We start from the raw sequence: 25248 nt of genomic DNA, 5'->3' as shown, positions 1-25248 counted from the left end.
AGCCCGAGCGCCGCTCGCCCCTGCGCCCCGAGGGGCCCCTCGCAGAGCTGATCTCCGAGCTGCGCAGCTACCAGGCCGAGCTGGAGGCCCAGAACAAGGTTCTGCAATACAGCCAGACGGCCGCCGAAAGCGCCTCGGAGCGCTTTGAGGCCCTGTTTGCCAGCGTGCCACTGGCCCTGATGGTGGTGGACGAATACGACGTGGTGGTGCAGGCCAACTCGATGGCGCAGCGCTCGTTCCAGCCCACCGAGCAAGACCGCCCACTGACGGCGCTGATGCCTTTTGTCTGCGAGGACGACACCCACCGCGTGCAAGAGGCCTTCAGCGTGGCGCGCGCGCAGGGCCACAGCGAAGCCACCGAAGTGGTTTTCATGATTGGCGACACCGGGCGCATCACGGGCGACCTGCACATCGCCTGCATCGAGATGGCCCAGGATGGCGCCGCGCCGGTGCTCCAGTTTTTGTGCGCGGTGATCGACCAGGGCCCCCTGCTGGCCGAGCGCCAGACCTTGCAGCAGCGCAACGAGCAACTGCACGCCAGCGAGAAGCGGCTGGAGGCCATCATCAACTCGGCGCTCGACGCCATCGTCTGCGTGGACCAGCACCAGCGCATCACGGTGTTCAACCCCACGGCGGCCGCGCTGTTCCAGTGCAGCGCCAGCGACGCGCTGGGCAGCCCGCTGGAGCGTTTTCTTCCCGATGCCGCGCAGGCGCTGGCGTTTGCGCAGCTCACCACCCAGGCGCTGCTGGGCGAAATGACGGCGCTTACCGCCAGCGGCAAGGAGCTGGCGGTGGAAGTGAGTGTGTCGTTCGAGCGCCATGCCGAGGGTGAAACCACCACCGTTTTTGCCCGCGACCTCACCGGCCGCAAGAAGGCCGAGGCGCACCGTAACGAGCTGGAAGCCCAGTTGCGTGAATCTCAAAAAATGCAGGCTGTCGGCACCATGGCCGGAGGCATTGCGCACGACTTCAACAACATTCTGGGCGCCATTCTGGGCAACGTCGAGCTGGCCAAGGCCGACTGCAGCCCCGAATCCCCTGTGCTGGAAAGCCTTCACGAGATCGACAAGGCCGGGCGGCGCGCACGCGATCTGGTGCGCCAGATCCTGACCTTCAGTCGCAACGAACCACCCCAGCGCACCCCGGTGGACCTGGCTGAAGTGGTGCACGACACCGAGCGCCTGCTGCGCGTGACCCTGCCTCCCGCCATCGAGCTGCACATGCACCTGTCAACGGGCTTGCCGGCCTTGCTGGCCGATGCCACGCAGGTGGAGCAAGCCCTGCTGAACCTTTGCACCAACGCCGTGCATGCCATTGGCACAGAGCGCGGCATCATCCATGTAGCGGCCGCCCAGGTGCAGCCCGACCACCGCCTGTGCGAGCGGCTGGGCCTGGCACCCACCACCTATGTGGCGCTGTCGGTGCGCGACAACGGCCCGGGCATGGACGCCGCCCTGCTTGGGCGCATTTTTGAGCCTTTTTTCACCACCAAGCCCGTGGGCCAGGGCACAGGGCTGGGCCTGGCGGTGGTGCATGGCGTGATGCGCACCCATGAGGGCGCGGTAGATGTGCACAGTGCGCCAGGCCATGGGAGCCGGTTCACGCTGTATTTTCCCGTGGCCACGGACCACGACACGGCAGCCGCCGCCCTGCCATTGCCCACGGCGCCTGCTGCGCCCGCGCCGGTGGAGCAAGCGGGCGCACAACGCAGCCACCATGTCATGTATGTGGATGACGACGAGGCACTGGTGTTTCTGGTGCAGCGCCTGCTGCGCCGCCGGGGCTACCAGGTGAGCGGGTTCACCGACCCCCACGAAGCCACTGCCGCGCTGCGCGCCGATCCGCAGCGCTATGACCTGCTGGTGACCGACTACAACATGCCCGGTTTTTGCGGCGTGGACCTGGTGCGCGAGGCCCGCCACATCCGCCCCGATCTTCCGGTGGCGCTGGCCTCCGGCTATGTCACGGCAGAAATCGAACAGGCTGCCATGGCCGAGGGCGCCAGGGCCCTGATTCACAAGCCCAACGACGTGGAAGAGCTGTGCGCCACCGTGGACCGGCTGGTCAATGGCGGATCCTGACAGCCGCGTGGCGGCGCAAAGTGGCGGGATCGACTGCCTGCATGCAGACGACGACCTGCTGGTGCTGGCCAAGCCATCCGGGTTGCTGTGCGTGCCTGGGCGCGGCCCGGACAAGCAAGATTGCCTGAGCCGCCGGGCGCAACAGCAATGGCCCGAAGCCCTGGTGGTGCACCGGCTCGATCAGGCCACATCGGGCCTGGTGCTGATGGCCCGCAACCCCGAGGCGCAGCGCCGCATGGGCCGCGCTTTCGAGCTGCGCCAGGTGCACAAGCGCTACGAAGCCATTGTGGCCGGGCACATGGCAGCCCCCACCCATGGCGACTGGGCCGAGATCAACCTGCCAATTGCCGCCGACTGGGAACGCCGCCCCTTGCGGGTGATCGATCCCGTGCTGGGCAAACCAAGCCTGACGCGCTGGCGCGCACTGGCGCACGATGAAAGCGCCCACACCACGCGCATCGAACTGGAGCCCGTGACCGGGCGCACGCACCAGTTGCGCGTGCACCTTGCGGCCGTGGGCCACGCCATCCTGGGCGATGCGCTCTATGCCGATGCCGTCACCCACGCACAACACCCCCGGCTGTTGCTGCATGCAGCGTGGCTGGCATTCGAGCACCCCGCTACCGGCCAGCGGATCGAGATTTCATTGCCAGCGCCTTTTTAACCCCTCTGAGTTACATCCGCACAGGCTCTGCGGCACAGCGAGGCAACGTGAACACGCGCTTGGGCTGAAGGTTTCGCCGGGTCAGCCACCTGCACAGCACTGCACGTTGTTTCGGCCCGTTGCCTTGGCCTGGTACAGCGCCTTGTCGGCCTGTTTGACCAGATCCTCAAAGGAAAGGTCGCTCCCCTGGCGCAATGTGGCCACACCAATGCTGACGGTAACGCAGACTGTGGCCCCCTCGTCGCCCACCAGCACCTGCCGTGCCGCCACCGCCTGGCGCAACGACTCGGCCAGGTGCAGCGCATCGTGCGTGTCGGTTTCCGGCAGCACCAGCACGAACTCCTCGCCCCCATAACGCGCCACCGTGTCCACGCCTTGGCGCGTGCGCGCCAGGCAGGTTTGGGCCACTGCGCAAATCACGCGGTCGCCCGCCAGGTGCCCCCAACCGTCATTGACCGCCTTGAACAAGTCGATATCAACCACCATCACCGACAGCGGGTGCCCAAACCGCTGCGCACGCTTGCACTCGTTAACGCCCAATTCCATCAGGGTGCGCCGGTTAGACAGCCCGGTCAGCGAGTCATTGGCTGCCAGCAGTGCCAGCGTGGCATTGAGCTGGCTCAGCAAGGCGTTCTGCGCAGTCAACTGGCGGTTGATCTGTTCAATTTCGTCTTCTCTGCGCTTGCGGTCGTCGATGTTGAACGTCACGCCAATGAAGCGCTTGCCCGGCGTGCTGCTGTTGCCATCCATGATGCGGCCGTAGTTGGCATACCAGACCCACTCGCCACCCCTGGATCGCAGCCGGAACTCGCAGCGGTATTGGGGCGTGTGGCCCGACAGGTGGTCGTCCACTGCTTTTTTCACCTTGCCAAGATCGTCCGGGTGAAACAGCCCATAGATGCCTTGCAGGTCGGAGACGATTTCCTCCTCGCTAAAGCCCAGTTCCACGAACGTCTTGGTTGCGTTGAGGGTGACCTCGCCGGTGATGAGATCGTTCTCCCACAGGTCCAGCCCGGCGGCTTCCAGGGCCAGGGCCAGCCGGTCTCTGTTGAGGTCTGCGTCATCCATGATTGATTTCAGGCCGATGGCGTGGCTGCGCCTGGGCGGCGGCCCGCAAATCCCGCAATCCATCTGAACAAGCCACCATGCCACCCTCCCAGGCCCGCATCCAGGCCCAGTTGTATCCGGTTGATACTATGCCAGCGCCGTTTCAGGTGCCCCCTATTGGAAACCCTGCCCTCTCCCGGTCGCCACAATGTCCCCCTGCGCCCCTGTGCTGCACGACTGCCCTGTCACGCGGGCGGGTACCATGCTGGAATGCCTCAACACCTCATCGTTCTGACGGGCGCATCGCGCGGCATGGGTCTGGCCATGGCGCAACAGTTGCTGCGCCCCGGCCACGCGCTGGTCTGCATCTCGCGCCACCGCAACCCTGATCTCGCCAGTCTGGCCGCCCGGGCCGGTGCCACACTGGAACAGTGGGAGCAAGACCTGTCGCAAGGCGAGCAGGCCGCCCACAGGCTGCAAAGCTGGCTCAGCGCCCACGATCCGCAAACGTTTGCCAGAGCCACCCTCATCAACAATGCCGGGGTCATCCCGCGCATAGCCCCGTTGTCCGCCAGCGACCCGGGCGACCTGGCCCATGCCCTGCGCGTGGGGCTGGAGGCACCCATGCAACTGACCGCCGCCTTCCTCGGTGCAACGGACACCTGGGCCGTGCCGCGCAAGGTGCTCAACATCTCTTCGGGCCTGGGCCGCCGGGCGATGGCCTCGCAGGCGGCCTACTGTGCAGCCAAGGCGGGCATGGACCATTTCACGCGCTGCGTGGCGCTGGACGAGGCGGTCAAGCCGCACGGCGCCAAGGTATGCTCTCTCGCACCCGGTGTGATCGACACCGACATGCAGGTCCAGCTGCGCGGCGCAGACCCGACCGCCTTCCCGGATCGCCAGAATTTCGCCAACCTCAAGACGGGTGGCCAGCTCTCATCGCCCACCGAGGCCGCTACCCGCGTGCTCGCCTGGCTGGAGCGTGCAGACTTCGGCACCAACCCGGTCGCCGACGTGCGCGATGCATGACTCATATTTTCATAGCTGCTAGCGCTTCACCAGCAAGCGCTAGAGGCCAATTTCATTCATATTCCTTCATTCATCCAAGGAGAATCCCATGACCCGTGAAGTCGTCGTTGTCAGCGCAGTGCGCACCGCCATCGGCACCTTTGGTGGCAGCCTGAAAGATGTGCCGCCCACCGAGCTGGGCGCGCTCGTCGTGCGCGAATCGCTAGTGCGTGCCAACGTGGAAGGCAAGGACGTGGGCCACGTGGTGTTCGGCCATGTGGTCAACACCGAGCCCAAGGACATGTACCTGTCGCGCGTGGCCGCCATCAACGGCGGTTGCGGCGAGGGCACGCCCGCCTTCAACGTCAACCGCCTGTGCGGCTCGGGCCTGCAGGCCATCGTGAACGCCAGCCAGTCCATCCTGCTGGGCGATGCCGACGTGGCGATTGGCGGCGGTGCCGAGAACATGAGCCGCGTGCCCTTTGCCAGCCTGAACATGCGCTGGGGCGCCCGCATGGGCGACACCAAAATGGTGGACATGATGATCGGCGCGCTGCACGACCCCTTCCACAACATCCACATGGGCGTGACGGCCGAGAACATCGCCGCCAAGTGGGGCATCACGCGCGAAGACCAGGACCGCCTGGCCGTGGAAAGCCACAACCGCGCCGAGCGCGCCACGCAAGCCGGTGTGTTCAAGGACCAGATCGTGCCGGTCACCTTGAAGAGCAAGAAGGGCGACGTGCTGTACGCCACCGACGAGCACTTCCGCCCCGGCGCCACCATGGAGGACCTGGCCAAGCTCAAGCCCGTGTTCATCAAGGAAAACGGCACCGTGACAGCCGGAAACGCCTCGGGCATCAACGACGCCGCTGCGGCCGTGGTGCTGATGGAAGCCGGTGCCGCCAAGGCCCGTGGCGCCAAGCCGCTGGCCCGCCTGGTGGCCTACGCCCACGCGGGTGTGGACCCCAAATACATGGGCATTGGCCCCGTGCCCGCCACGCAGCTGGCACTGAAAAAAGCCGGCCTCACGGTGAACGACCTCGATGTGATCGAAGCCAACGAAGCCTTCGCCGCCCAGGCCTGCGCCGTCACGCGCGACCTGGGCTTGGACCCGGCCAAGGTCAACCCCAATGGCTCGGGCATTTCGCTGGGCCACCCCATCGGCGCCACCGGCGCGCTGATCACCGTGAAGGCCATCCACGAGCTGCAGCGCATCCAGGGCCGCTATGCGCTGGTGACGATGTGCATTGGCGGCGGCCAGGGCATTGCGGCGATTTTTGAGCGCATCTGACCACTTACCGCGTAACGGGCGGCCTGTGCGCCGCCCTTTTTTCTGATTTGACGGAGACCTTTAGATGATTCGCACGCTGCTGTCCTTCACCGCTCTCGCCCTCGCCCTGGGTGCCACCACGGCCCACGCCCAGGCGCCCGCCCCTGCGGCGGCCTACCCCGCCAAACCCATCCGCATGATCGTGCCCTTCCCGCCCGGCGGTGGCACCGACATCCTCTCGCGCCTCGTGGCCACCAAGCTCACCGAAAACACTCAATGGACGGTGGTGGCCGACAACAAGGCAGGTGCCGGCGGCACCATCGGCATTGGCGAGGCCGTCAAGGCCGCGCCTACCGGCTACGACATCGTGATGGGCCAGAAGGACAACCTGGTCATCGGCCCCTGGCTCTACAAGAACCTGCCCTGGGACCCCACCAAGGACCTGACCGCCGTGGCCCATGTGGCCTACACGCCCGTCATCATCGCCACCAGCGTCAACAGCAAATACAAAACACTGGCCGACGTGGTGGCCGCCGCCAAGGCTGCGCCCGGCACCATCACCTATGGCTCGCCCGGCAATGGCACGTCCATCCACCTGGCGGGCGATCTGTTCGAGAAGGCGGCGGGCATCAAGCTGAGCCACATCCCCTACAAGGGCTCCAACCCGGCACTGATGGACGCGCTGGCGGGCAATGTGGATCTGCTGGTGTCGTCCCTGCCCTCGGCCATGGGCCAGATCAAATCGGGCAAGCTGCGCCCGCTGGCCGTGACCTCGGCCAAGCGCAGTTCGTCGCTGCCCGATGTGCCCACCGTGGCCGAATCCGGCTTCAAGGGCTTTGATGTGAGCACCTGGTATGGCGTGTTCGCCCCCGCAGGCACACCCGCCAGCGTGGTCAGCACCCTCAACGCAGAAATCAACAAGCTGCTGGCCACGGCCGACATGAAGGCCGCCATCCAGGCCCAGGGCGCAGAGCCCGAAGCCATGTCGCCAGCGCAACTGGGCACCCTGCTCAAGACCGATTACGCCAAGTGGAAGGGCATCGTTGAAGCCTCGGGCGCAAAGATTGAGTGACCCCCTGAGGCGCTTCGCGCCTTCCCCCTGAAGGGGGACGCACCCGGTGGCCTGGCAAAGCCAGTTCCACGGGTGCACTGGTCTGGGGCGTGCCCATTCCACGAAAAGTAGGCTGCAGGTGATGCGCGACAGCATCGAGAACTGAAATGAAAAACGGCTCCGAAAGGAGCCGTTTTTCATGGAGCAGTGACGCTCAGTCCCGCACCACCAGCACAGGGATATGCACCACGCCCAGCACACGCTGGGTGACGCTGCCCAGCACCAGCTTTTCCAGACCCCGACGGCCGTGCGACCCCATCACGATCAGATCGGCGCCGGTGCTCTCCACCGCCCGCAGGATGCCGTCGTGGACCGCATGGCCTTCGCCCACCACCGCGGTGGCCTGCACACCGGCGTCGGCCATGGCTTTCTTGGCGGCATCCAGCGAACTGTTGGCTTCGGATGTGGCGGCGCTCAGGTATTGCGCCTGGCCATAGGCGAAATCGGCACCCACGCCGGTAAAGGGATAGGGATCGATCACGTACAGCGCCGTTACGGCACTGCCAAAAGTCTTGGCCAAGGCCGCGGCCTTGGATACCGCCAGCATGGACGTCTTGGAGCCGTCCACAGGAACCAGAATGTGTTTGAACATGGTGCTTCTCCTCAAGTTGATCAGGCCAGGCGAAGGCCTGGAAACATGGAACCAGTGTGGCGACCCACCCGCCGTTGCGCCTTGATTCGCATCAAATCATGGTGTGTTGCCGGCCCGGTCGGTGCCGCGCTGGGCCGCTACGTCCGCCCCCTGGAAGCTTTCGCGCCGGCAGGTCACCACCAGCGTGTCGCGGTAACCGCCCGCCACCAGGGGCTGGATGGGCGTAGTCTCGTGGATCATGCGGGCGTCGTCCAGCAGTAGCAGCGACCATGGTGCACTCAGGGTAAAGCGCTGGCCGGCTGGGCCTGCAGCCTCGAAGACACGCGTTTCTCCACCCTTCACGCCCTCGCGGGCCACCAGAAACACCGCCACCAGGTCAACGCCATCGCGGTGCGCGCCCTCGGGCGTGGGGCGGCCAATGCCGTCGGTGGTGTCGATGCGAAACTGGTGCGCCTCGACAAACCAGCGTGCTGGCGCATCGGCAGCAGCAAACACGGCGTCGGACACCCCGGCCAGCGCCGCCAGCAACTGCGTCCACACGGGGCGTGCCACCGTTTCGGCTGTCATGGGGGCAAACCAGCGCTCCATGCCGCCGTGCAGGGCGTTGTACTCCAGCGGCTGCCAGTGCGCCCGGTGCGGCACCTGCTCCACACGCCCGTGGAACACCTCAAAACAGGCGTGGCGACGTCGCCGGTAGCGGCCACCGTCTTTCAAAAAATCATCGGGGGGCAAAGTGGCCCAGTCTGCAACCAGCACCTGCAGGTCTTGCAGATGGCAACCAGACCACGCCGCCACATCGCCAGGTGACAGCACGGCGTAGCCGGCCCGGCGCAACTGATCGGCCACGCCATCGGGGCCAGTGAACGGAGGGGGGAAAGTGACTTCTGCCATGCCGCAGAGCTTAACCGCCGATGCGGCGGGGCCGGGGCGCACAGCCCATTGGCCCCCGCCGCGCCTTCGGGCAGCAGATCAGTCGCGGTTGCCGTGGCCCTTGCCACGGCCTTCACCACGCCCGTCGTGTCGGCCGCCGCGGTCACCACGGTCGTGCTTGCCGCCGCCACGCTGGCCATCATCCCAGCGACGGTCGTCCCGGCGGTCATCCCGACCGCTGTAGGCGGGGCGGCCACCGTAAGAAGGCCCGCGAACGGGTTCTTTCACAAAATACACCGGCTGGCCACAGGCGTTGTAGCGCGAGCAGTGTTTGCCCCAGTTCTTGGCGTGGCCCGGTGGCACATGCAGGTAGATCGGCGAACGCGGCACCATGACAGCGGGCCGGTGGATGATCATGGGCTCGGCATAAATCAGGGGCGGCGGCGGTGCATTGCCAATATCGATACGCCCATACACGCCCGGAGCCAGCTGCCCTCCTACCGTGGTGTTGATATAAGTTTGGGCATGGGTGCCTGCGGCGGCAACCAGCAGCAGCACCGTGGTGGCCCCGGACATCAGGTGACGAAGGGTGAGGTTCATGATTTACTCCTTGGGAATCGGGGAACAGCCCAGTTGTAACAAGATCAGCGGTGTTCCTCGTCGAATACCACGCCAAAGATGTAAGCAAATGGGTAGGATCGCGACATTTTTATGGCAAAAAACCGCTCTAGCCCTTTACCCATAAGCGCAAGCAGCTATTATTTTAAAAGCAGTACGCCAACGGTAAATCCCGAAACAAAGCGCCACCGGCCGGGCCTTGAAGTAGCATGGAGCCATACCGCCAGGCCCAGGAGACCGCAATGCCCCACGAACGCCGCCACTTCGTCCGCGTCAGCTTTGATGCCAGGGCCCTGCTCGCCACCCCCAACGACACGTTCAGCGTGCACGTTCAAGACCTGTCGCTCAAGGGTGCACTCATCACAGCACCCGCCCAGGCGCACCTGCAGCCCGGAATGCTGTGCCAGCTCACCCTGGCACTCACCGAAACTGGCAACCACATTGCCATGTCTACCGAAGTGGCCCATGTGGAAGGCCTGCACGCCGGCCTGCTGTGCCGCGGCATCGACCTGGACAGCGTGACCCACCTGCGCCGCCTGATCGAGCTGCAGCTTGGCGACCCGGCCCTGCTCGAACGCGACCTGGCAGAGCTGACGCATCCGGCCCCGGCGCCCTGACGCGGGTCTTTGCGGCATTGAAGGCTGCGGCACCCGCCGGGCTGGCGCCAGGCAATCAGCCCCCGGAAGCTGCGACGTCTGGCGCTTCCTTTTCCTGCAACAAGCGCCACATCACCTTGCCGCTGCCACTTTTGGGAAGCGCCGATACGAACTGCACGATGCGTGGCACCTTGTACACCGCCATGTTCTCGCGGCACCAGTCGATGATTTCCTGCTCGGTCGTGTGCTGGTGCGTGGGGCGCAGCACCACCACGGCCTTCACGGTTTCGCCGCGGTAGCTGTCTTTGGCGGCGATGATGCAGGCCTCTTGTACAGCGGGGTGGCGAAACATCAGCGCCTCGACCTCGGCCGGCCACACCTTGAAGCCGCTGGCGTTGATCATGCGTTTGAGGCGGTCGGTCAGGAAAAAATAGCCGTCTTCGTCCATGCGCCCCAGGTCGCCCGAGCGGAAAAAGCGCTTGCCCTCGAACTCGATGAACGCCGCTTCGGTGGCCTCGGGCCGTTTCCAGTAGCCCTCGAACACTTCGGGGCCGTGGATGATGATCTCGCCCTGCTCGCCCACCGGCATTTCCTGCAGGGTGTCGGGGTCGATCACGCGCGCATCGGTGCCAATGAAAGGGATGCCCAGGCATTGCTGCTTGGGGTTATCGGGCGGGTTGGTGTGCGATGGCGCCGCTGTCTCGGTAAGGCCATAGCCCTCGGCATAGCGCAGGCCATAGTGCTCCAGCAGGCGCTGGGCCACAGCCTGCGGCATGGCGGCGCCGCCCCCGCCAATGTAGGCCAGGCTGGAGAGGTCGTACTGCGCAAAATTGGGGCTGGCCAGCAGGTCAATGACCATGGTGGGAATGTTGGTCCACGTCGTGACCTTGTAGCGTGAGATCAGTCGCCCGGCCAGGTCGCGGTCCCACCGGGGCATCACCAGCAGCGTGGCGCCCATATAGATGGCCGCGTGCATCACGCTCACCATGCCCGTGATGTGGAACATGGGCACCACAGCCAGCGTCACGTTGTCGGCCGCTCCGTTGCCCCACAGGCTGCTGGCCACCGCGTTGTGCATGATGCTTTTGTGCAGGTGCATGCAGCCCTTGGGCAGGCCTGTGGTGCCGCTGGTGTAGGGCAACACCGCCAGATCGTTCAGGCCCACCAGCAATGCGGGCGGTGCGGCGGTGCAGGCCAGCGCATCGGCCCAGGCATGCGCCTGACCACCTTCAAGGGCAGGCAAGGCGTGGGGGGTGCAAAGCCACTCACGCCAGGTGTCGGGCGGTGCGTCGGGGCCCGCAATGTCGGCATCAAAGGCATCGGTGAACTGCGTCACCACCAGGTGCGCCAGCCGCTCGCCGGGTGCCAGCGCGTTGCTGGCCTTGGCCAGCTCGGGGGCCAGGTCGCCGGTGGTGATGGCGACCTTGGTGTCGGGGTCGGTGATGTAGTGCTTGAGCTCTTCGGCCCGGTTCATCGGGTTGACCGGCACCACCACTGCGTTGGCGCGCAAGATGGCAAAGTGCGCCATCACCAGTTGCGGGCAATTCTGCATGCACAGCACCACGCGGTCGCCCCGCTGCACACCCAGCTGTGCCAGCCGCGCAGCCAGGCGCTCGGCGCCCTCGGCCAGCGCACGGTAGCTCAGCGCACGCCCAAAGAACACCACCGCCGCCTTGTCGGGGTAGCGGCGGGCGTTGATGGCCAGGTTGTCCCACAGCGAGGTGGCGGGCAAGGTGATGGAATGGGGCAGCCGGCAGGGCCAGAACTTGAAGTGGGGGCGCATGAAATGTTCCTTTGCCCGAAGCCTAGGGCGCCTACGGCGCGGGGGCATTGGGGAAGCCACTGATGCCGCGTCGCGCAGGTGACGCCAGCGCGGCCCCCTCCCCCGTCAGCTATTGACCTGCGCCCACAGCTTGTCCAGCCGCTTCACACTCACCGGCTGGGGCGTGCGCAGCTCTTGCGCGAAGAAGCTCACGCGCAGCTCTTCCAGCAGCCAGCGCAGCTCTTGCATGCGGGCGTCCACCGCGCCCTTGCGCTCGGCCACCAGGCGCCAGTAGCGCTGCTCTTGTGGGCGCAGCTCGGCCAGTTTGGCGGCGTCGCGGGCGGGGTCGGCGCGGTATTTGTCCAGCCGCAGGGTGATGGCCTTGAGGTAGCGGGCATAGTGGGCCAGCTGCGCCCAGGGGGCGGCCGCGATGAAGTTCTTGGGCACCAGGCGTTGCAGTTGCTGCTGCGCGTCCGCCGTGGCCTCGGGGGCGTTTTTGGTGTCCTTGATCTTGCGGGCGGCTGCGGCGTATTCGACCAAGATGGTGGCGGCCAGGCGCGCCACTTCGTTGGCGATCAGCGTGAGGCGGCCCCGGCCTTCTTCGACGCGGCGCTTGAAGGCGTATTCGTCGGTGGGCAGCGGGTCGAGCAAGAAGGCGCGGTCCAGCGCCACGTCGATGATCTGGGTGCGCAGCTCTTCCTGTGTGCCACCGCCTGTCCCGTCAGGCGACCGCCCCACCTGCATATAGGCCACGGCCATCTTCTGCAGGTCGGGGATGTTCTTTTCGAGGTACTTGAGCGCATCCTTGATCTGCAGCGCAAACAGCCGGCGCAGGCCCGCGCGGTGTTTGGCCGCGGCCACATCGGGCTCGTCGAAGACTTCGATGGTGACAGCGTCGCCACCGTCGATGAGCGCCGGAAAGCCAATCAGCGTCTGGCCGGCCTTTTTGATTTCCATGAGCTCAGGCAGCTCGCCGAACGTCCAGGTGGTGTAGCGCTGGCCAGCGGGGGTTGAGGGGGCCGATGGCGTGGTGCTGGCTGGTTTGGCGGGCTGGGCAGGCTGAGCGCCACCTTTTACTCCTGTTTTAATAGCTGCTTGCGCTTTACCATCAAGCGCTTGAGGCACTTTTGACTCATATTTATCACTCTCTGCCGCCGCACCACCGAGCTTGAGCCCCGCCAGCGCCTGAAAAGCCCCACGCGCCTTGGCGCCCCACTCGGCCTTGAGCGCGCCCAGGTTGCGGCCGTGGCCCAGCTGGCGCCCGTGTTCATCGACCACGCGGAAGTTCATGAACAGGTGGGGGCTGAGCATGTCGAGCTTGAAGTCTGCGCGCTTTACGTCGAGCGAGGTTTCGTCGCGCACCTGCTTGAGCAGCACGTCGGTCAGGCTGCCCGTGCCAAAGCGCTCAGGTGTGCCCAGCAGCTCGGCCAGGCGCTTGGCTGACTCGGGCAGCGGCACAAAGCGGCTGCGCGGGCGCTGGTGCAGGCTCTTGAGCAGGGCCTGGATCTTGTCCTTGAGCATGCCGGGCACCAGCCATTCGCAGCGCTCGTCGCTCACCTGGTTGAGCACGAACAGTGGAATGGTCACGGTGATGCCGTCACGTACATCCCCGGGTTCGTGCAGGTAGCTGGCGGCGCAGTCCACGCCGCCCAGACGCACGGTTTTGGGAAACGCGTTGGTGGTGATGCCTGCGGCCTCATGGCGCATCAGCTCGTCGCGGGTGAGCTTGAGTAGTTCTGGTTGTTTTTTGGACTCGTCGCGGTACCAAGCCTCAAAGCTGTGGCCGCTGCACACATCCGGCGGCAGTTGCTGGTCATAAAAGGCGTAGATCAGTTCGTCGTCCACCAGCACATCCTGGCGGCGGGACTTGTGTTCCAGCTCTTCGACCTTGGCGATCATCTTCTGGTTGGCGGCCAGAAACGGCAGCTTGGTCTCCCAATTGCCGCCCACCAGCGCCTCGCGGATGAACACCTCGCGCGCGGCGTGCGGGTCTACCTTGCCAAAGTTCACGCGGCGGTTGTTGTAGACCACGATGCCATACAGCGTGGCGCGCTCCAGCGCCACCACCTCGGCAGACTTTTTCTCCCAGTGCGGGTCGAGCAGTTGCTTCTTCAGCAAGTGCCCGCCCATCTGCTCCAGCCACTGCGGCTCAATGGCGGCTATGCCCCGACCAAACAGGCGGGTGGTTTCCACCAGTTCCGACGCAATGATCCAGCGGCCCGGCTTTTTGGAAAGGTGCGCGCCGGGGTGCTTGTAGAACTTGATGCCGCGCGCGCCCAGGTACCAGTCTTCCTCGTCGCTTTTGGCCCCCACGTTGCCCAGCAGGCCAGCCAGCATCGACAGGTGCAGTTGCTCGTAGCTGGCGGGCTGGGTGTTGATCTGCCACTTGTGCTCGGTGACCACCGTGAGCAGCTGGGTGTGGATGTCGCGCCACTCGCGCAAGCGGCGGATGCTGATGAAGTTCTGGCGCAGCAGTTGCTCGTATTGGCGGTTGCTCAGCTTGTGGGTGGGCGCGGGTGCCGCTGCGCTGGCCACGGCGGGCGCTGGTGTCGGTGCAGCGGCAGCCACCAGGCGCTGCGCCACGGGCAAGTGGGCTTGCGACGGCGCACGCTGATTCGCCATCGCCTTCTGCGCACGGGCCGATGGCAGGCTGGGCGCACCGCCCCGGGCCTCGTTGATCCACTTCCACAGCTTCAGGTAGCCGCTGAACTCGCTTTTTTCGTCGTCGAACTTGGCGTGCGCCTGGTCGGCCTGCTGCTGCGCCTCCATGGGGCGGTCGCGCACGTCTTGCACGCTGAGTGCACTGGCGATGACCAGCACCTCGTCGAGCGCCTTGCGGTCGCGCGCCTCGATGATCATGCGGCCCACGCGCGGGTCGAGCGGCAGGCGTGACAGCTCTGTGCCCATGGGCGTGAGTTCGTTGGCGTCGTCCACCGCGCCCAGCTCGGACAGCAGCTGATAGCCGTCGGCAATCGCGCGGCCCGAGGGCGCCTCGATGAACGGGAACTGCGTCACATCGCCCAGGTGCAGCGACTTCATGCGCAGGATGACGCCCGCCAGCGAGCTGCGCAAAATTTCGGGGTCGGTAAAGCGCGGGCGGCTGTTAAAGCTGGCCTCGTCATACAGGCGAATGCAGATGCCGTTGGCCACGCGCCCGCAGCGGCCGGCACGCTGGTTGGCTGCGGCCTGGCTGATGGGCTCGACCATCAGCTGCTCTACCTTGCTTCTAAAACTGTAGCGCTTGACACGCGCGGTGCCTGCGTCAAGCACGTATCGAACCCCTGGCACCGTGAGCGAGGTCTCGGCCACGTTGGTCGCCAGCACGATGCGGCGGCCCGTGTGGCCGTCAAAAATGCGGTCCTGCTCGGCCTGCGACAAACGCGCAAACAGCGGCAGCACCTCGGCATTGCGCATCACGGGCTGGTGCGACAGGTGCTTGCGCAGGTGGTCGGCCGCCTCGCGAATCTCGCGCTCGCCGGGCAGAAAGACCAATATGTCGCCGGCCGCATTGCCTTGCCACAGCTCGTCCACGCCATCGGCAATGGCTTCGTTCAGGCCGTAGTCGCGGCTTTCTTCAAACGGGCGGTAGCGTTGCTCGACCGGGAAGGTGCGGCCCGACACCATGATGATGGGCGCGGGCACCAATTCGCCCCCACGCTCCCCCACTGCATGTGGGTCGCTGCCCCCCGAGGGGGCCCCGCCCGCCTTGGGGCGGCCCGGCGCCGGGCGGGCGCTTGCAAAGTGCTTGGCAAACCGGTCTGCATCGATGGTGGCCGAGGTCACCACCACCTTCAAATCTGGCCGGCGCGGCAATATCTGGCGGATGTAGCCCAGCAAAAAATCGATGTTGAGGCTGCGCTCGTGCGCCTCGTCGATGATGATGGTGTCGTAGGCCTTGAGCAGCGGGTCGGTCTGCGTCTCGGCCAGCAAGATGCCGTCGGTCATGAGCTTGACCGAAGCATCGCGCGAGAGGCGGTCCTGAAACCGCACCTTGAAGCCCACCACGTCGCCCAGTGTGGTTTTCAGTTCTTCGGCAATGCGCTTGGCCACGCTGCTGGCCGCAATGCGGCGCGGCTGGGTGTGGCCGATGAGCTGGCCCTTTTGCCCTGCCGGCGCATTGCACTTGCCACGGCCCAGCGCCAGCGCAATCTTGGGCAGCTGCGTGGTCTTGCCCGAGCCGGTTTCGCCGCACACGATGATGACCTGGTGCTGGCGCATGGCCTCCATGATCTCGTCGCGCCGGGCAGAGACGGGCAGGGATTCCGGAAACTCGATGTGCAGGGGAGAGGAAGCGGTAGACGCGGTCAAGGCAGAAACTTCGTAGAGAATCGCGAATTATCCCAGCCCTTGCTGTTTTCCACCCTTCCCGACCGCCCCGCCCGCACATGTCTGCCGTTTTCAACTTCACCTTCGTCCCCTGGTTCCGCTCGGTGGCGCCGTATATCCACAAATTTCGCAACCAGACGTTTGTGATCGGCCTGCCCGGCGAGGGCATTGCAGCGGGCAAGCTGCACAACATTGCGCAAGACCTGGCGCTGATCCAGGCGATGGGCGTGCGCATTGTGCTGGTGCACGGCTTTCGCCCGCAGGTGAATGAGCAGCTGGCAGCCAAGGGGCACGCCGCCAAGTATTCGCACGGCATCCGCATCACCGATTCGGTGGCGCTCGATTGCGCGCAAGAGGCTGCGGGCCAGCTGCGCTATGAAATCGAGGCTGCCTTCAGCCAGGGCCTGCCCAACACGCCCATGGCGGGGGCCACGGTGCGCGTGATTTCGGGCAACTTCTTGACCGCGCGGCCCGTGGGCATTGTGGACGGGGTGGATTTTCAGCACTCGGGCCTGGTGCGCAAGGTGGACGTGGCGGGTATCCAGCGCACGCTGGACATGGGAGCACTGGTGCTGCTGTCGCCGTTTGGCTTCTCGCCCACGGGCGAAGCTTTCAACCTGGCCATGGAAGAAGTGGCCACCAGCGTGGCCATCGAGTTGCGCGCCGACAAGCTGATTTTTCTGACCGAGGTGTCCGGCATCCGCATGCAGCCCGGCGAGCCCGCAGGCGACGACAACCCCATCGACACCGAGCTGCCCCTGGCCGCCGCGCAGGCCCTGCTGGCCACGCTGCCCACCGCGCAGCAGCCCACCGATGTGGGCTTTTACCTGCAGCACTGCGTGAAGGCCTGCAAGGGCGGCGTGGAGCGCAGCCACATCATTCCGTTTGCGCTGGACGGCTCGCTGCTGCTGGAGGTGTATGTGCACGACGGCATCGGCACCATGGTGATCGACGAAAAACTCGAAGAACTGCGTGAAGCCACCGTGGACGACGTGGGCGGCATCCTGCAACTGATCGAGCCGTTCGAGAAGGACGGCACTCTGGTCAAGCGCGACCGCACCGAGATCGAGCGTGACATCGCCAGCTACACCATCATCGAGCACGACGGCGTGATCTTTGGTTGCGCCGCGCTCTACCCCTACCCCGAGGCCAAAACGGCCGAAATGGCGGCCGTCACCGTGTCGCCGCAAAGCCAGGGCACGGGCGATGGCGAAAAGCTGCTCAAACGCATAGAGCAGCGCGCCCGCGCCATGGGGCTGGACAGCATCTTTGTGCTGACCACGCGCACCATGCACTGGTTCATCAAGCGCGGCTTCGTGGTGGTAGACCCCGACTGGCTGCCCGATGCGCGCAAGCGCAAATACAACTGGGACCGGCGCAGCCAGGTGCTGGTCAAGAAGCTCTGAACGTCTCGCGCGCAGCGACGACAGCGCGCGCCACCTGGGCAATGGCCGCGTCGCGCTGCTGTGGCGTGGCGGTTGACCGCGTGAGGTAGCAGGTCACGAGCACCGGCGCACCACTGGCGGGGGGCCACAAAACCGCCACATCATTGGCCGTGCCGCTGTCACTGGCCGTACCCGTCTTGTCACCCACCTTCCAGCCCGGCACACCCGCGCGCAAGCGCTTGTCGCCCGTGGTGGTTTCCACCATCCAGCGCTGCAGCCAGGCGCGCGAAGCGGGCGTGAGCGCACCGCCCAACACCAGCTTGCGTATCGTCTGCAGCATGGCCAGTGGTGTGGTGGTGTCGCGCGGGTCACCCACGGCGGCCTCGTTGAGCGTGGGCTCGGTGCGGTCCAGCCGCGTGGCGCCATCGCCCAGCGAGCGCACGAAGGCCGTGAACCCGACCGGGCCACCGTGGCGCGCCAGCAGCACATTGGCGGCGGTGTTGTCGCTCAGGCTCACGGTGGCAGCGCACAGCTCGCCCACCGTGAGGCCACCGCCGTCGCCCGCACGCGGGCCGCTGACGGGCGAATACGCCACCACATCGGCCACCGGGTAGTGCACGCGGGCATCCAGCCGCTCCTTGCCCTGATCCACCAGGGCCAGCATCCAGCCCGCCAGCACCAGCTTGAAGGTGCTGGCCATGGCAAAACGTTCGTGCTGCCGCCAGCCCAGCGCCAGGCCCGAGCCCGTGTCCAGCATGGCCACGCCCAGGCGGCCCTGGGCGGCGCGCTCGATGCCGGCCAGCGCGTCGCTCCATTGGCGGGCCGTCTTGCCATGGGCTGCGCCACCCGGCCCATTGGCGATGCCTGCAGCGGCACAACCCCAGAGGGGCAGCGCAGCAACAGCCACCAAGCCCAAAGAAATCGTTCGTCTTTGCATGAGGAAATGTTGAAAAGTTGAAAGATAGCCTGAAAGACAAGGTGCTTGAGCCCCGACAGGACGAGCGCAGGCGCTGCGACCGGGGGTGGATCGGATAGTGCGGGCAATGCACACAACTGCGCGACTCGCCGAGGCGAAAGGCGACCGCTATCATCCCTCCTCCTCTTCAATGGCGCGCCTTTCGTGGACCCGGTCACCCCCCGCTATCTCACCGTTGCCCTGTACCAGTTTGTCGACCTGCCCGACTGCGCCACGTTGCGCGCGCCACTGCAGGCGCTGTGCGACGAACAGGGCGTGCGCGGCATGCTGCTGCTGGCGCCGGAGGGCATCAACGGCACCATCGCAGGCAAACCGGACGCCGTGCACGCGGTGCTCACCTGGCTGCGCAGCGACGCCCGCTTTGCGGCCCTGCAGCACAAGGAGGCGCCCACCGAACGCCAGCCGTTCTACCGCATGCGCGTGCGCCTCAAGCGCGAGATCGTCACGCTGGGCGTGCCGGGCCTCAACCCCGCGCGCAACGCGGGCACCTATGTGAAGCCCGAGGACTGGAACGCGCTCATCGACGACCCGGATGTGGTGGTGGTGGACACCCGCAACGACTACGAAGTGGGCATTGGCACGTTCGAGCGCGCGGTGAACCCGCATACCAAGAGTTTTGCAGAGTTTCCGGCCTGGGTGGCGGCGCAATCGCAACCCGGTGGCGTACTCGCTGGCAAGCCCCGTGTGGCCATGTTCTGCACGGGTGGCATCCGCTGCGAGAAGTCCACCGCATTCCTCAAATCGCAGGGTTTTGAAGAGGTATTTCACCTCGAAGGCGGCATCCTCAAGTACCTGGAAACCATGCCGGAGCAAGACAGCCGCTGGCAAGGCGACTGTTTTGTGTTTGACGAGCGGGTGTCCGTGGGCCACGGCCTGGCACCAGGCCACCACCAGCTGTGCCGGTCGTGCCGCATGCCACTGGGCGAAGCTGAGCTTGCGTCGCCCCACTATGTGCGGGGCGTGAGCTGCCCCTATTGCCATGGCACGCGCACGCCCGAACAAGAGCGCGCGCTGGCCGAGCGCCAACGCCAGATGGATCTGGCAGACCAACGGGGACAGGCGCACCTGGGCGCACGGCAACCGGGCAACCCGGCGCACCGCTCCCACACAGATGGGGGTGTAAGCAAGGACGAGCCCGCTTGAGCGCCCTGCCCGTCCTGTATTCCTTTCGCCGCTGCCCGTACGCCATGCGCGCCCGACTGGCCCTGGCCGTAAGCGGTCAGGTTTGCGAGTTACGCGAGGTGGTGCTGCGAAACAAGCCACACGGTCTGCTGCAGGCATCGCCCAAGGCCACCGTGCCCGTGCTGGTGTTGCCCGGCGGCCAGGTGTTGGACCAAAGCCTTGCCATCATGCGTTGGGCGCTGGAGCGGCATGACCCCGGCCGCTGGCTACACCCGAGCCATGGCGCATTGGCCGACATGCTGGCGCTGATTGCCGAATGCGACGGCCCTTTCAAACATGCGCTGGACCGCTGTAAATACCCGAGCCGCTATCCCGAAGCCGATACCGCCCTGGCCCGAACACAGGCCACGCAATGGCTGCAAGGGCTGGACGAGCGGCTGGGAGAGCATGACTTTTTGTTTGGCCGTCACGCCACACTGTCCGACATGGCCATCGCGCCTTTCGTGCGGCAGTTTGCGGGCATCAACGCCCCCTGGTGGGATGCCCAGCCCTGGCCGCATCTGCAGGCGTGGCTGGCGCAGTGGCAGGCGAGCCGCTTGTTCGAGAGCGTGATGCACAAGCTGCCTGCGTGGGTGGATGGCACGGAGGGGGTCCTGTTTCCGCACCCTGCAGCGACTTCGGCTGCCGGTGGTAGCGCTTGTAACCCGCTCTGAACTGCGGCGCCTTCGTTTTGAACCAGAACCGGTCGTGGCCGGGGGACACGACTTCTGCTGAGGACCCGCTGCCATCGGTCAGAGTTACCAGACAGCGGCCGTTCTTCACCCGGCCAGCGCGAGAAGCCTTCGGTTCCGATGCAACCGAAAAAAAAGGCGCTCAGAAGAGCGCCTTTCGCAAGATCCATGGCGAGCCAAGAGCATCAAGCCATCGAGTATCCCGAGCCTCCGCGACCGCCACCCTTCAAAGCCCGCACCAGCAGCACCAGCAACACGAGCCCAAAACCCACAAAACAGATGAACGACCAGTTGGCAATCGAGCCACCCAGGAACGTCCAGTCGATCGCCGTGCAGTCACCCGAGCCTCGGAAGATCATGGGGATGGAGCGGCTGATCGGGTAGTTTTCGATCATTCCGTACAAATCACGGCCACAGGTGGCGATCTCGGGTGGGTACCACTGCAGCCAGCTCTGGCGCGCTGCGACAAAGGCGCCAAAACCCGCCATGACCAAAGCCAGCACCGCCCAAGAAATCCACCAACCTTTTTGACCTCTAGCGCTTGCCAGGCCTGTAAAGATTGCTACACCAATGAGAGCATAACGCTGCACAATGCACATGGGGCAAGGCTCCAGGCCCACCACATGCTGCAAATACATGCCAAAAGCCAGCATGGCCACGCTGGCCACGCTGATCAGTGCCAGCACGCGGCGCGGGGCCGCAGTCAACCAATTCATTTCTTATTCCCTCATCCAATAGCAATTGCAGGGCACTGCCTACGCAACCGGCACCGGCCGATGCCAGTGCACCCGTGGATCTAGCTCCGCCAGACCACCGGGGGCGTCCCCCTTTAGGGGAAAGACGCGCAGCGACTCAGGGGGAGTCAAATCCCGGCGGCGTGATCCAGAAAAACGCGGGCGCGGCGCGGTGTCACCACCAGCATTTCACCCTCTTTGAAACCCATCTCCTTGAACTGCTGCGCCGGAATCTGCGCTTCGATCAAGTGGTCCGGGGACGCATTGTCCGCTGGTTTGTGATCGTCAGATGGAATTAGTTCCAGCCGCGCAATCGGGCCCACCACGATGGCGCGGCTCAGTTGGGCGACGATGCCGCGAGGGCGGCCTGCCGCATCCAGCCCGGCGCCGGGTGCGTAGCGCTCCACATCCAGATCGTGCGGGCGCACATAGGCAAAGGCCTTGGCGTTCTGTGCCTGGCTGTGCTCGGGCGAATCGAGCTCGATGCCGTCCATATGCACCAGTCCTTCGTGCGCACGGCCATGGAACAGGTTCACATCGCCCAGGAAACCATACACAAACGGGCTGGCGGGCTGGTCCCACACCTGCTGGGGCGAGCCACTTTGCTCGATGCGGCCCTGGTTGATGACGACCACCCGGTCGGCCACTTCCAGTGCTTCTTCCTGGTCGTGCGTGACGAAGATGCTGGTCACGTGCAGCTCGTCGTGCAGGCGGCGCAGCCAGCGACGCAGTTCCTTGCGCACCTTGGCATCGAGCGCGCCAAAAGGCTCGTCGAGCAGCAGCACCTTGGGCTCCACCGCCAGGGCGCGGGCCAGGGCAATGCGCTGGCGCTGGCCGCCCGAAAGCTGTGACGGGTAGCGCTCGGCCAGCCAATCGAGCTGCACCAGCTTGAGCAGGTCCATCACCTTTTTCTTGATCTGCGCATCGCTCGGGCGCTCGCTGCGGGGTTTCACGCGCAGACCAAAGGCTACGTTCTCGAACACCGTCATGTGGCGAAACAGCGCGTAGTGCTGGAACACAAAGCCCACGTTGCGCTCGCGCACATGCACGTCGGTGGTGTCTTCGCCGCTGAAATGGATGCTGCCCACGTCGGCCGTCTCCAACCCGGCGATGATGCGCAAAAGCGTGGTCTTGCCGCAGCCTGAGGGGCCGAGGAGCGCGATGAGTTCACCCGATGCGATGTCGAGGCTGACGTCGCGCAGCGCATGGAAGTCGCCAAACTGTTTGCTGACGTTACGGATTTCGATGCTCATGTTCTTGTTCCTTCAGCGCGCGGCGGTTGCAGCGGCGGGCGCAGGGCGCTCGGGTGGCAACTCGGCAGCGGCTTTCAAAGCCTGCTCGTTGCGGTGTTCAGCAATCGTCTTGATGACCAGGGTGACCAGGGCCAGCAAGGCCAGCAGTGAGGCTGCGGCAAACGCAGCCACCGACTGGTACTCGTTGTAGAGGATTTCCACATGCAGCGGGATGGTGTTGGTCTGACCACGGATGTGGCCCGACACCACCGACACCGCACCAAATTCGCCCATCGCCCGTGCGTTGCACAAAATCACGCCATACAGCAGGCCCCACTTGATGTTGGGCAGCGTGACGTACCAGAAGGTCTGCCAGCCGGTTGCGCCCAGCACGATGGCGGCCTGTTCCTCGTCGTTGCCCTGCGCCTGCATCAGCGGGATCAGCTCGCGCGCGATGAACGGAAAGGTCACGAACACGGTGGCCAGCACAATGCCCGGCACGGCAAAGATGATCTTGATGTCGTGCTCTTGCAGCCACGGGCCAAACCAGCCCTGCGCGCCAAACATCAGCACGTAGACCAGGCCGGCTACGACAGGAGACACCGAGAAAGGCAAGTCCACCAGCGTTGTCAAAAACGCCTTGCCCTTGAACTCGTACTTGGCAATGCACCACGCAGCCGCCACACCAAACACCAGGTTCAGTGGCACCGCAATCAAGGCGGTAATCAGCGTGAGCTGGATGGCCGACCAGGCATCGGGCTCGCGCAGCCCTTCCAGATAAGCGCCAAAGCCTTTGCGCAGTGCCTCGGCAAACACCGCAGCCAGCGGTAGCACCAGAAAGAGCAGCATGAAGGCCAGCGCTATCCCGATCAGGGTGTAGCGCACCCACGGCGCTTCCGTTGTGCCCGCCTGCGCACGGCGCACCGAACTTCGTGCCCCTACGCTTCCCGCTGCGCGTGGTGCGCTGCCCCCCAGGGGGGCTTTCGCGCCTTCGGGCGGCCGTGCGGCGCTCACTCCAGCCCGGTCCCCCCTCATGCTGGTGCCCCCGCGTGGCGGCGCTGCCAGGCTTGCAGCGCGTTGATGACAAGCAGCAGGACGAACGAAATCACCAGCATCACCACCGCCACGGCTGTGGCGCCTGCGTAGTCGTACTGCTCCAGCTTGCCGATGATGATGAGGGGCGTGATTTCAGACACCATGGGGACGTTGCCTGCAATGAAGATGACCGAGCCGTATTCGCCCACCGCCCGCGCAAATGCCATGGCAAAGCCGGTGAGCAACGCGGGCGTGATGGAGGGCAGGATGACCTTGGTGAAGGTCTGAAAACGCGTGGCGCCCAGGCAGGTGGCAGCCTCTTCGAGCTCTTTTTCAGCGTCTTCCAGCACGGGTTGCACCGTGCGCACCACAAACGGCAGGCCGATGAAGATGAGTGCAATCACGATACCCGCAGGCTTGAACGCCAGCTGAATGCCCATGGGCTCCAGGATCTGGCCGATCCATCCATTGCCCGCCAGCAGCGCGGTCAGCGAGATGCCGGCCACTGCGGTGGGCAGTGCAAACGGCAGATCCACCAGCGCATCCACCAGCTTTTTGCCCGGAAACTTGTAGCGCACCAGCACCCAGGCAATCAGCAAGCCAAACACCAGGTTGACCAGCGCCGCGAAGAACGACGCACCAAAAGTCAGCTGGTACGACGCCACCACGCGTGGCGAGCTGATAGCCGCCCAGAACTGGTCCCAGGTGAGCGTGAAGGTCTTGAAGATCAGTGCCGACAGGGGGATCAGCACGATGATGCTCAGATAAAACAGCGTGTAGCCCAGCGTCAGGCCAAAGCCGGGCAGCACCCGCTTGGGCGCACGCCGACCAGCCTGCGCAGAAGTCAGCAACGCTGACTGCGCAGCCGCAGAGGTCGCAGCGGTCATGGCTTATTTGGTGCTGTAAATTTTGTCGAACTGGCCGCCGTCATTGAAGTGCACCTTCTGCGCTTCGGTCAACGAACCAAAGTACTTGGCCACCGTGAACTGCTTGAGCGGTTTGAACGTGGCAGCGTGCTTTTTGAGCACGGCTTCCGAGCGGGGGCGAATTGCGTGCTTGGCCGCGATTTCCTGCGCTTCATCGGAGTACAGGTAGTCGAGGTAGGCCTTGGCCAGTTGCGCCGTGCCCTTCTTGGCCACGGTGCGCTCCACCACGGCCACGGGGTTCTCGGCCACCACGCTGACCGACGGGTACACGGAATCGACCTTGCCCACACCGAATTCACGGTCGATCGACACCACTTCGGATTCAAAGGTGATCAGCACATCGCCAATGTTGCGCTGCAAAAAGGTGGCCGTGGCATCGCGCCCGCCCTTGGCCAGCACGGGCACATTCTTGTAGAGCTTGGCCACAAATTCGGCGGCCTGCGCCTCGGTGCCACCCTTTTCGCGCACGGCGCCCCAGGCGGCCAGATACGCGTAGCGGCCATTACCGCCGGTCTTGGGGTTGACCACGATCACCTGCACACCAGGCTTGATGAGGTCGTCCCAGTCCTTGATGCCCTTGGGGTTGCCGTTGCGCACCAAAAACAGCATGGTCGATGTGGTGGGCGATGCGTCGTGCGGGAACTTCTTGGACCAGTCTTTCGCGACCACGCCGCTGTCGGCCAGAAACTGCACGTCGGTGGTGGTGTTCATGGTCACCACGTCGGCGGCCAGGCCATCGTTCACAGCGCGCGCCTGGGCGCTGGAGCCGGCGTGCGACTGGTCGATCTTGACGTCCTGGCCGGTGGTCTTTTTGTAGTGCGCGGCAAAGGCGGCGTTGTAGTCCTTGTAGAACTCGCGTGCCACGTCGTACGACACGTTCAGCAAGCTCTGCTGCGCCATGGATGCGCCGCTCGCGGCCAGGGCCAACGTGGCCAGGAGGGTCTTGAGTTTCAAAGAAGTCATGGTTGCGCGCCTGATCAAAAACGGTTGATGGGGCATTGTGCTGAGCCCTGCTTAAAACTCAAAAGAATATATTCTTGTTAATTAATCGAAATTGGGTATATAGAAATTTCAACCCGCAGCCCTGCTTGCGGCTGGCAATGCGCCGCATTCATCAATAAATCAAGCCAAAATGCCATCTAGCGCTTATGCAGCAAGC

General features: G+C 65.0%; 21 protein-coding genes. 9 read left to right on the top strand and 12 right to left on the bottom strand.

Features of this window, described 5'->3' with window-relative positions:
* Positions 1–2081 (top strand): PAS domain-containing hybrid sensor histidine kinase/response regulator (locus DTW89_RS03125; RefSeq protein WP_147277620.1); only part of this gene is annotated, 2081 nt, incomplete at its 5' end.
* The gene (locus DTW89_RS03120) at positions 2068–2745 is read left to right on the top strand and encodes an RluA family pseudouridine synthase (protein WP_114654869.1); all 678 of its coding nucleotides are present in this window, start codon (positions 2068–2070) and stop codon (positions 2743–2745) included. The genes DTW89_RS03125 and DTW89_RS03120, both read left to right, overlap by 14 nt.
* An 81-nt stretch (positions 2746–2826) precedes the next feature.
* Here the strand turns inward: DTW89_RS03120 and DTW89_RS03115 are convergent, their stop codons facing one another.
* Positions 2827–3813 (bottom strand): sensor domain-containing diguanylate cyclase, encoded by a 987-nt coding sequence (locus DTW89_RS03115; RefSeq protein WP_114654880.1) that lies wholly within the window; start codon positions 3811–3813, stop codon positions 2827–2829.
* A 249-nt stretch (positions 3814–4062) separates the two neighbouring features.
* Here DTW89_RS03115 and DTW89_RS03110 point away from each other — a divergent pair, with 249 nt between their 5' ends.
* From DTW89_RS03110 to DTW89_RS03100, 3 genes are all read left to right on the top strand, one after another.
* Positions 4063–4821 (top strand): SDR family NAD(P)-dependent oxidoreductase, encoded by a 759-nt coding sequence (locus DTW89_RS03110; RefSeq protein WP_114654868.1) that lies wholly within the window; start codon positions 4063–4065, stop codon positions 4819–4821.
* Between the two features lie 88 nt (positions 4822–4909).
* Entirely contained in the window at positions 4910–6094 is a 1185-nt protein-coding gene (gene bktB / locus DTW89_RS03105) for a beta-ketothiolase BktB (protein WP_114654867.1), read from the top strand.
* A gap of 64 nt (positions 6095–6158) precedes the next feature.
* A complete protein-coding gene (locus DTW89_RS03100) occupies positions 6159–7145 on the top strand; it encodes a tripartite tricarboxylate transporter substrate binding protein (RefSeq protein ID WP_114654866.1) in 987 nt (328 codons plus the stop codon).
* A gap of 193 nt (positions 7146–7338) precedes the next feature.
* Here the strand turns inward: DTW89_RS03100 and DTW89_RS03095 are convergent, their stop codons facing one another.
* The 3 genes from DTW89_RS03095 to DTW89_RS03085 all read right to left on the bottom strand — a co-directional run bounded on the left by DTW89_RS03095 (position 7339) and on the right by DTW89_RS03085 (position 9246).
* On the bottom strand, positions 7339–7776 hold the full coding sequence (locus tag DTW89_RS03095; protein ID WP_111864166.1) for a universal stress protein: 438 nt from the start codon (positions 7774–7776) through the stop codon (positions 7339–7341).
* 96 nt (positions 7777–7872) lie between these two features.
* The gene (locus tag DTW89_RS03090) at positions 7873–8667 is read right to left on the bottom strand and encodes a 2OG-Fe dioxygenase family protein (protein WP_114654865.1); all 795 of its coding nucleotides are present in this window, start codon (positions 8665–8667) and stop codon (positions 7873–7875) included.
* A 78-nt stretch (positions 8668–8745) separates the two neighbouring features.
* Complete coding sequence (locus DTW89_RS03085; RefSeq protein ID WP_114654864.1) at positions 8746–9246, bottom strand: hypothetical protein; 501 nt, start codon at positions 9244–9246, stop codon at positions 8746–8748.
* A 260-nt stretch (positions 9247–9506) separates the two neighbouring features.
* Here DTW89_RS03085 and DTW89_RS03080 point away from each other — a divergent pair, with 260 nt between their 5' ends.
* A complete protein-coding gene (locus tag DTW89_RS03080; protein WP_114654879.1) occupies positions 9507–9881 on the top strand; it encodes a PilZ domain-containing protein in 375 nt (124 codons plus the stop codon).
* Between the two features lie 55 nt (positions 9882–9936).
* On the opposite strand, the gene DTW89_RS03075 is transcribed toward DTW89_RS03080, so the two are convergent.
* Both DTW89_RS03075 and hrpA read right to left on the bottom strand, forming a co-directional pair.
* The gene (locus DTW89_RS03075; RefSeq protein ID WP_114654863.1) at positions 9937–11643 is read right to left on the bottom strand and encodes a long-chain fatty acid--CoA ligase; all 1707 of its coding nucleotides are present in this window, start codon (positions 11641–11643) and stop codon (positions 9937–9939) included.
* 105 nt (positions 11644–11748) lie between these two features.
* Positions 11749–15849: an ATP-dependent RNA helicase HrpA gene (gene hrpA, locus DTW89_RS03070; RefSeq protein ID WP_442858091.1), complete on the bottom strand. Its 4101-nt coding sequence runs from the start codon at positions 15847–15849 to the stop codon at positions 11749–11751.
* A 158-nt stretch (positions 15850–16007) separates the two neighbouring features.
* On the opposite strand from hrpA, the gene argA reads away from it, so the two are divergent.
* Positions 16008–17354, top strand: a complete 1347-nt coding sequence (gene argA / locus DTW89_RS03065) for an amino-acid N-acetyltransferase (protein ID WP_114654861.1) — start codon at positions 16008–16010, stop codon at positions 17352–17354.
* Here argA and blaACA read toward each other — a convergent pair.
* Positions 17341–18270, bottom strand: coding sequence for an ACA family class A beta-lactamase (gene blaACA, locus DTW89_RS03060; RefSeq protein WP_114654860.1), 930 nt, complete (start codon positions 18268–18270; stop codon positions 17341–17343). The genes argA and blaACA overlap by 14 nt on opposite strands.
* A 183-nt stretch (positions 18271–18453) precedes the next feature.
* On the opposite strand from blaACA, the gene trhO reads away from it, so the two are divergent.
* Both trhO and DTW89_RS03050 read left to right on the top strand, forming a co-directional pair.
* Positions 18454–19452 (top strand): oxygen-dependent tRNA uridine(34) hydroxylase TrhO, encoded by a 999-nt coding sequence (trhO, locus tag DTW89_RS03055; protein ID WP_114654859.1) that lies wholly within the window; start codon positions 18454–18456, stop codon positions 19450–19452.
* Positions 19449–20144 carry a glutathione S-transferase gene (locus DTW89_RS03050; protein WP_114654858.1) on the top strand — a complete coding sequence of 232 codons (696 nt, stop codon included), beginning with the start codon at positions 19449–19451 and terminating at the stop codon, positions 20142–20144. The genes trhO and DTW89_RS03050 overlap by 4 nt, the downstream gene beginning before the upstream one ends.
* 203 nt (positions 20145–20347) lie before the next feature.
* On the opposite strand, the gene DTW89_RS03045 is transcribed toward DTW89_RS03050, so the two are convergent.
* The 5 genes from DTW89_RS03045 to DTW89_RS03025 all read right to left on the bottom strand — a co-directional run bounded on the left by DTW89_RS03045 (position 20348) and on the right by DTW89_RS03025 (position 25052).
* Positions 20348–20878, bottom strand: a complete 531-nt coding sequence (locus tag DTW89_RS03045) for a disulfide bond formation protein B (RefSeq protein WP_114654857.1) — start codon at positions 20876–20878, stop codon at positions 20348–20350.
* Positions 20879–21024: 146 nt separating this feature from the next.
* On the bottom strand, positions 21025–22149 hold the full coding sequence (locus DTW89_RS03040) for a sulfate/molybdate ABC transporter ATP-binding protein (protein WP_114654856.1): 1125 nt from the start codon (positions 22147–22149) through the stop codon (positions 21025–21027).
* 12 nt (positions 22150–22161) lie between these two features.
* Positions 22162–23163 carry a sulfate ABC transporter permease subunit CysW gene (gene cysW, locus DTW89_RS03035; RefSeq protein WP_442858090.1) on the bottom strand — a complete coding sequence of 334 codons (1002 nt, stop codon included), beginning with the start codon at positions 23161–23163 and terminating at the stop codon, positions 22162–22164.
* Positions 23160–24050 carry a sulfate ABC transporter permease subunit CysT gene (gene cysT, locus DTW89_RS03030; RefSeq protein WP_114654855.1) on the bottom strand — a complete coding sequence of 297 codons (891 nt, stop codon included), beginning with the start codon at positions 24048–24050 and terminating at the stop codon, positions 23160–23162. The genes cysW and cysT overlap by 4 nt, the downstream gene beginning before the upstream one ends.
* 3 nt (positions 24051–24053) lie before the next feature.
* Positions 24054–25052: a sulfate ABC transporter substrate-binding protein gene (locus DTW89_RS03025; RefSeq protein WP_024814922.1), complete on the bottom strand. Its 999-nt coding sequence runs from the start codon at positions 25050–25052 to the stop codon at positions 24054–24056.
* Positions 25053–25248 lie beyond the last annotated feature (196 nt).

It is taken from the genome of Acidovorax sp. BoFeN1 (assembly GCF_003345135.1).
Taxonomy (GTDB): domain Bacteria; phylum Pseudomonadota; class Gammaproteobacteria; order Burkholderiales; family Burkholderiaceae_C; genus Acidovorax; species Acidovorax defluvii.
Note: the sequence above shows the minus strand (reverse complement) of the source record. Positions and strands in the feature narration are given on the sequence as shown.

What these genes read in the sequence shown, in the direction of transcription:
- DTW89_RS03090 (WP_114654865.1), bottom strand. Translation starts at nt 8,667, where the DNA reads ATGGCAGAAGTCACTTTCCCCCCTCCGTTCACTGGCCCCGATGGCGTG.
- argA (WP_114654861.1), top strand. Translation starts at nt 16,008, where the DNA reads ATGTCTGCCGTTTTCAACTTCACCTTCGTCCCCTGGTTCCGCTCGGTG.
- DTW89_RS03040 (WP_114654856.1), bottom strand. Translation starts at nt 22,149, where the DNA reads ATGAGCATCGAAATCCGTAACGTCAGCAAACAGTTTGGCGACTTCCAT.
- hrpA (WP_442858091.1), bottom strand. Translation starts at nt 15,849, where the DNA reads ATGGAGGCCATGCGCCAGCACCAGGTCATCATCGTGTGCGGCGAAACC.
- DTW89_RS03025 (WP_024814922.1), bottom strand. Translation starts at nt 25,052, where the DNA reads ATGACTTCTTTGAAACTCAAGACCCTCCTGGCCACGTTGGCCCTGGCC.
- DTW89_RS03095 (WP_111864166.1), bottom strand. Translation starts at nt 7,776, where the DNA reads ATGTTCAAACACATTCTGGTTCCTGTGGACGGCTCCAAGACGTCCATG.
- DTW89_RS03110 (WP_114654868.1), top strand. Translation starts at nt 4,063, where the DNA reads ATGCCTCAACACCTCATCGTTCTGACGGGCGCATCGCGCGGCATGGGT.
- DTW89_RS03120 (WP_114654869.1), top strand. Translation starts at nt 2,068, where the DNA reads ATGGCGGATCCTGACAGCCGCGTGGCGGCGCAAAGTGGCGGGATCGAC.
- cysT (WP_114654855.1), bottom strand. Translation starts at nt 24,050, where the DNA reads ATGACCGCTGCGACCTCTGCGGCTGCGCAGTCAGCGTTGCTGACTTCT.
- DTW89_RS03100 (WP_114654866.1), top strand. Translation starts at nt 6,159, where the DNA reads ATGATTCGCACGCTGCTGTCCTTCACCGCTCTCGCCCTCGCCCTGGGT.
- cysW (WP_442858090.1), bottom strand. Translation starts at nt 23,163, where the DNA reads ATGAGGGGGGACCGGGCTGGAGTGAGCGCCGCACGGCCGCCCGAAGGC.
- DTW89_RS03085 (WP_114654864.1), bottom strand. Translation starts at nt 9,246, where the DNA reads ATGAACCTCACCCTTCGTCACCTGATGTCCGGGGCCACCACGGTGCTG.
- DTW89_RS03075 (WP_114654863.1), bottom strand. Translation starts at nt 11,643, where the DNA reads ATGCGCCCCCACTTCAAGTTCTGGCCCTGCCGGCTGCCCCATTCCATC.
- blaACA (WP_114654860.1), bottom strand. Translation starts at nt 18,270, where the DNA reads ATGCAAAGACGAACGATTTCTTTGGGCTTGGTGGCTGTTGCTGCGCTG.
- DTW89_RS03115 (WP_114654880.1), bottom strand. Translation starts at nt 3,813, where the DNA reads ATGGATGACGCAGACCTCAACAGAGACCGGCTGGCCCTGGCCCTGGAA.
- DTW89_RS03080 (WP_114654879.1), top strand. Translation starts at nt 9,507, where the DNA reads ATGCCCCACGAACGCCGCCACTTCGTCCGCGTCAGCTTTGATGCCAGG.
- DTW89_RS03045 (WP_114654857.1), bottom strand. Translation starts at nt 20,878, where the DNA reads ATGAATTGGTTGACTGCGGCCCCGCGCCGCGTGCTGGCACTGATCAGC.
- bktB (WP_114654867.1), top strand. Translation starts at nt 4,910, where the DNA reads ATGACCCGTGAAGTCGTCGTTGTCAGCGCAGTGCGCACCGCCATCGGC.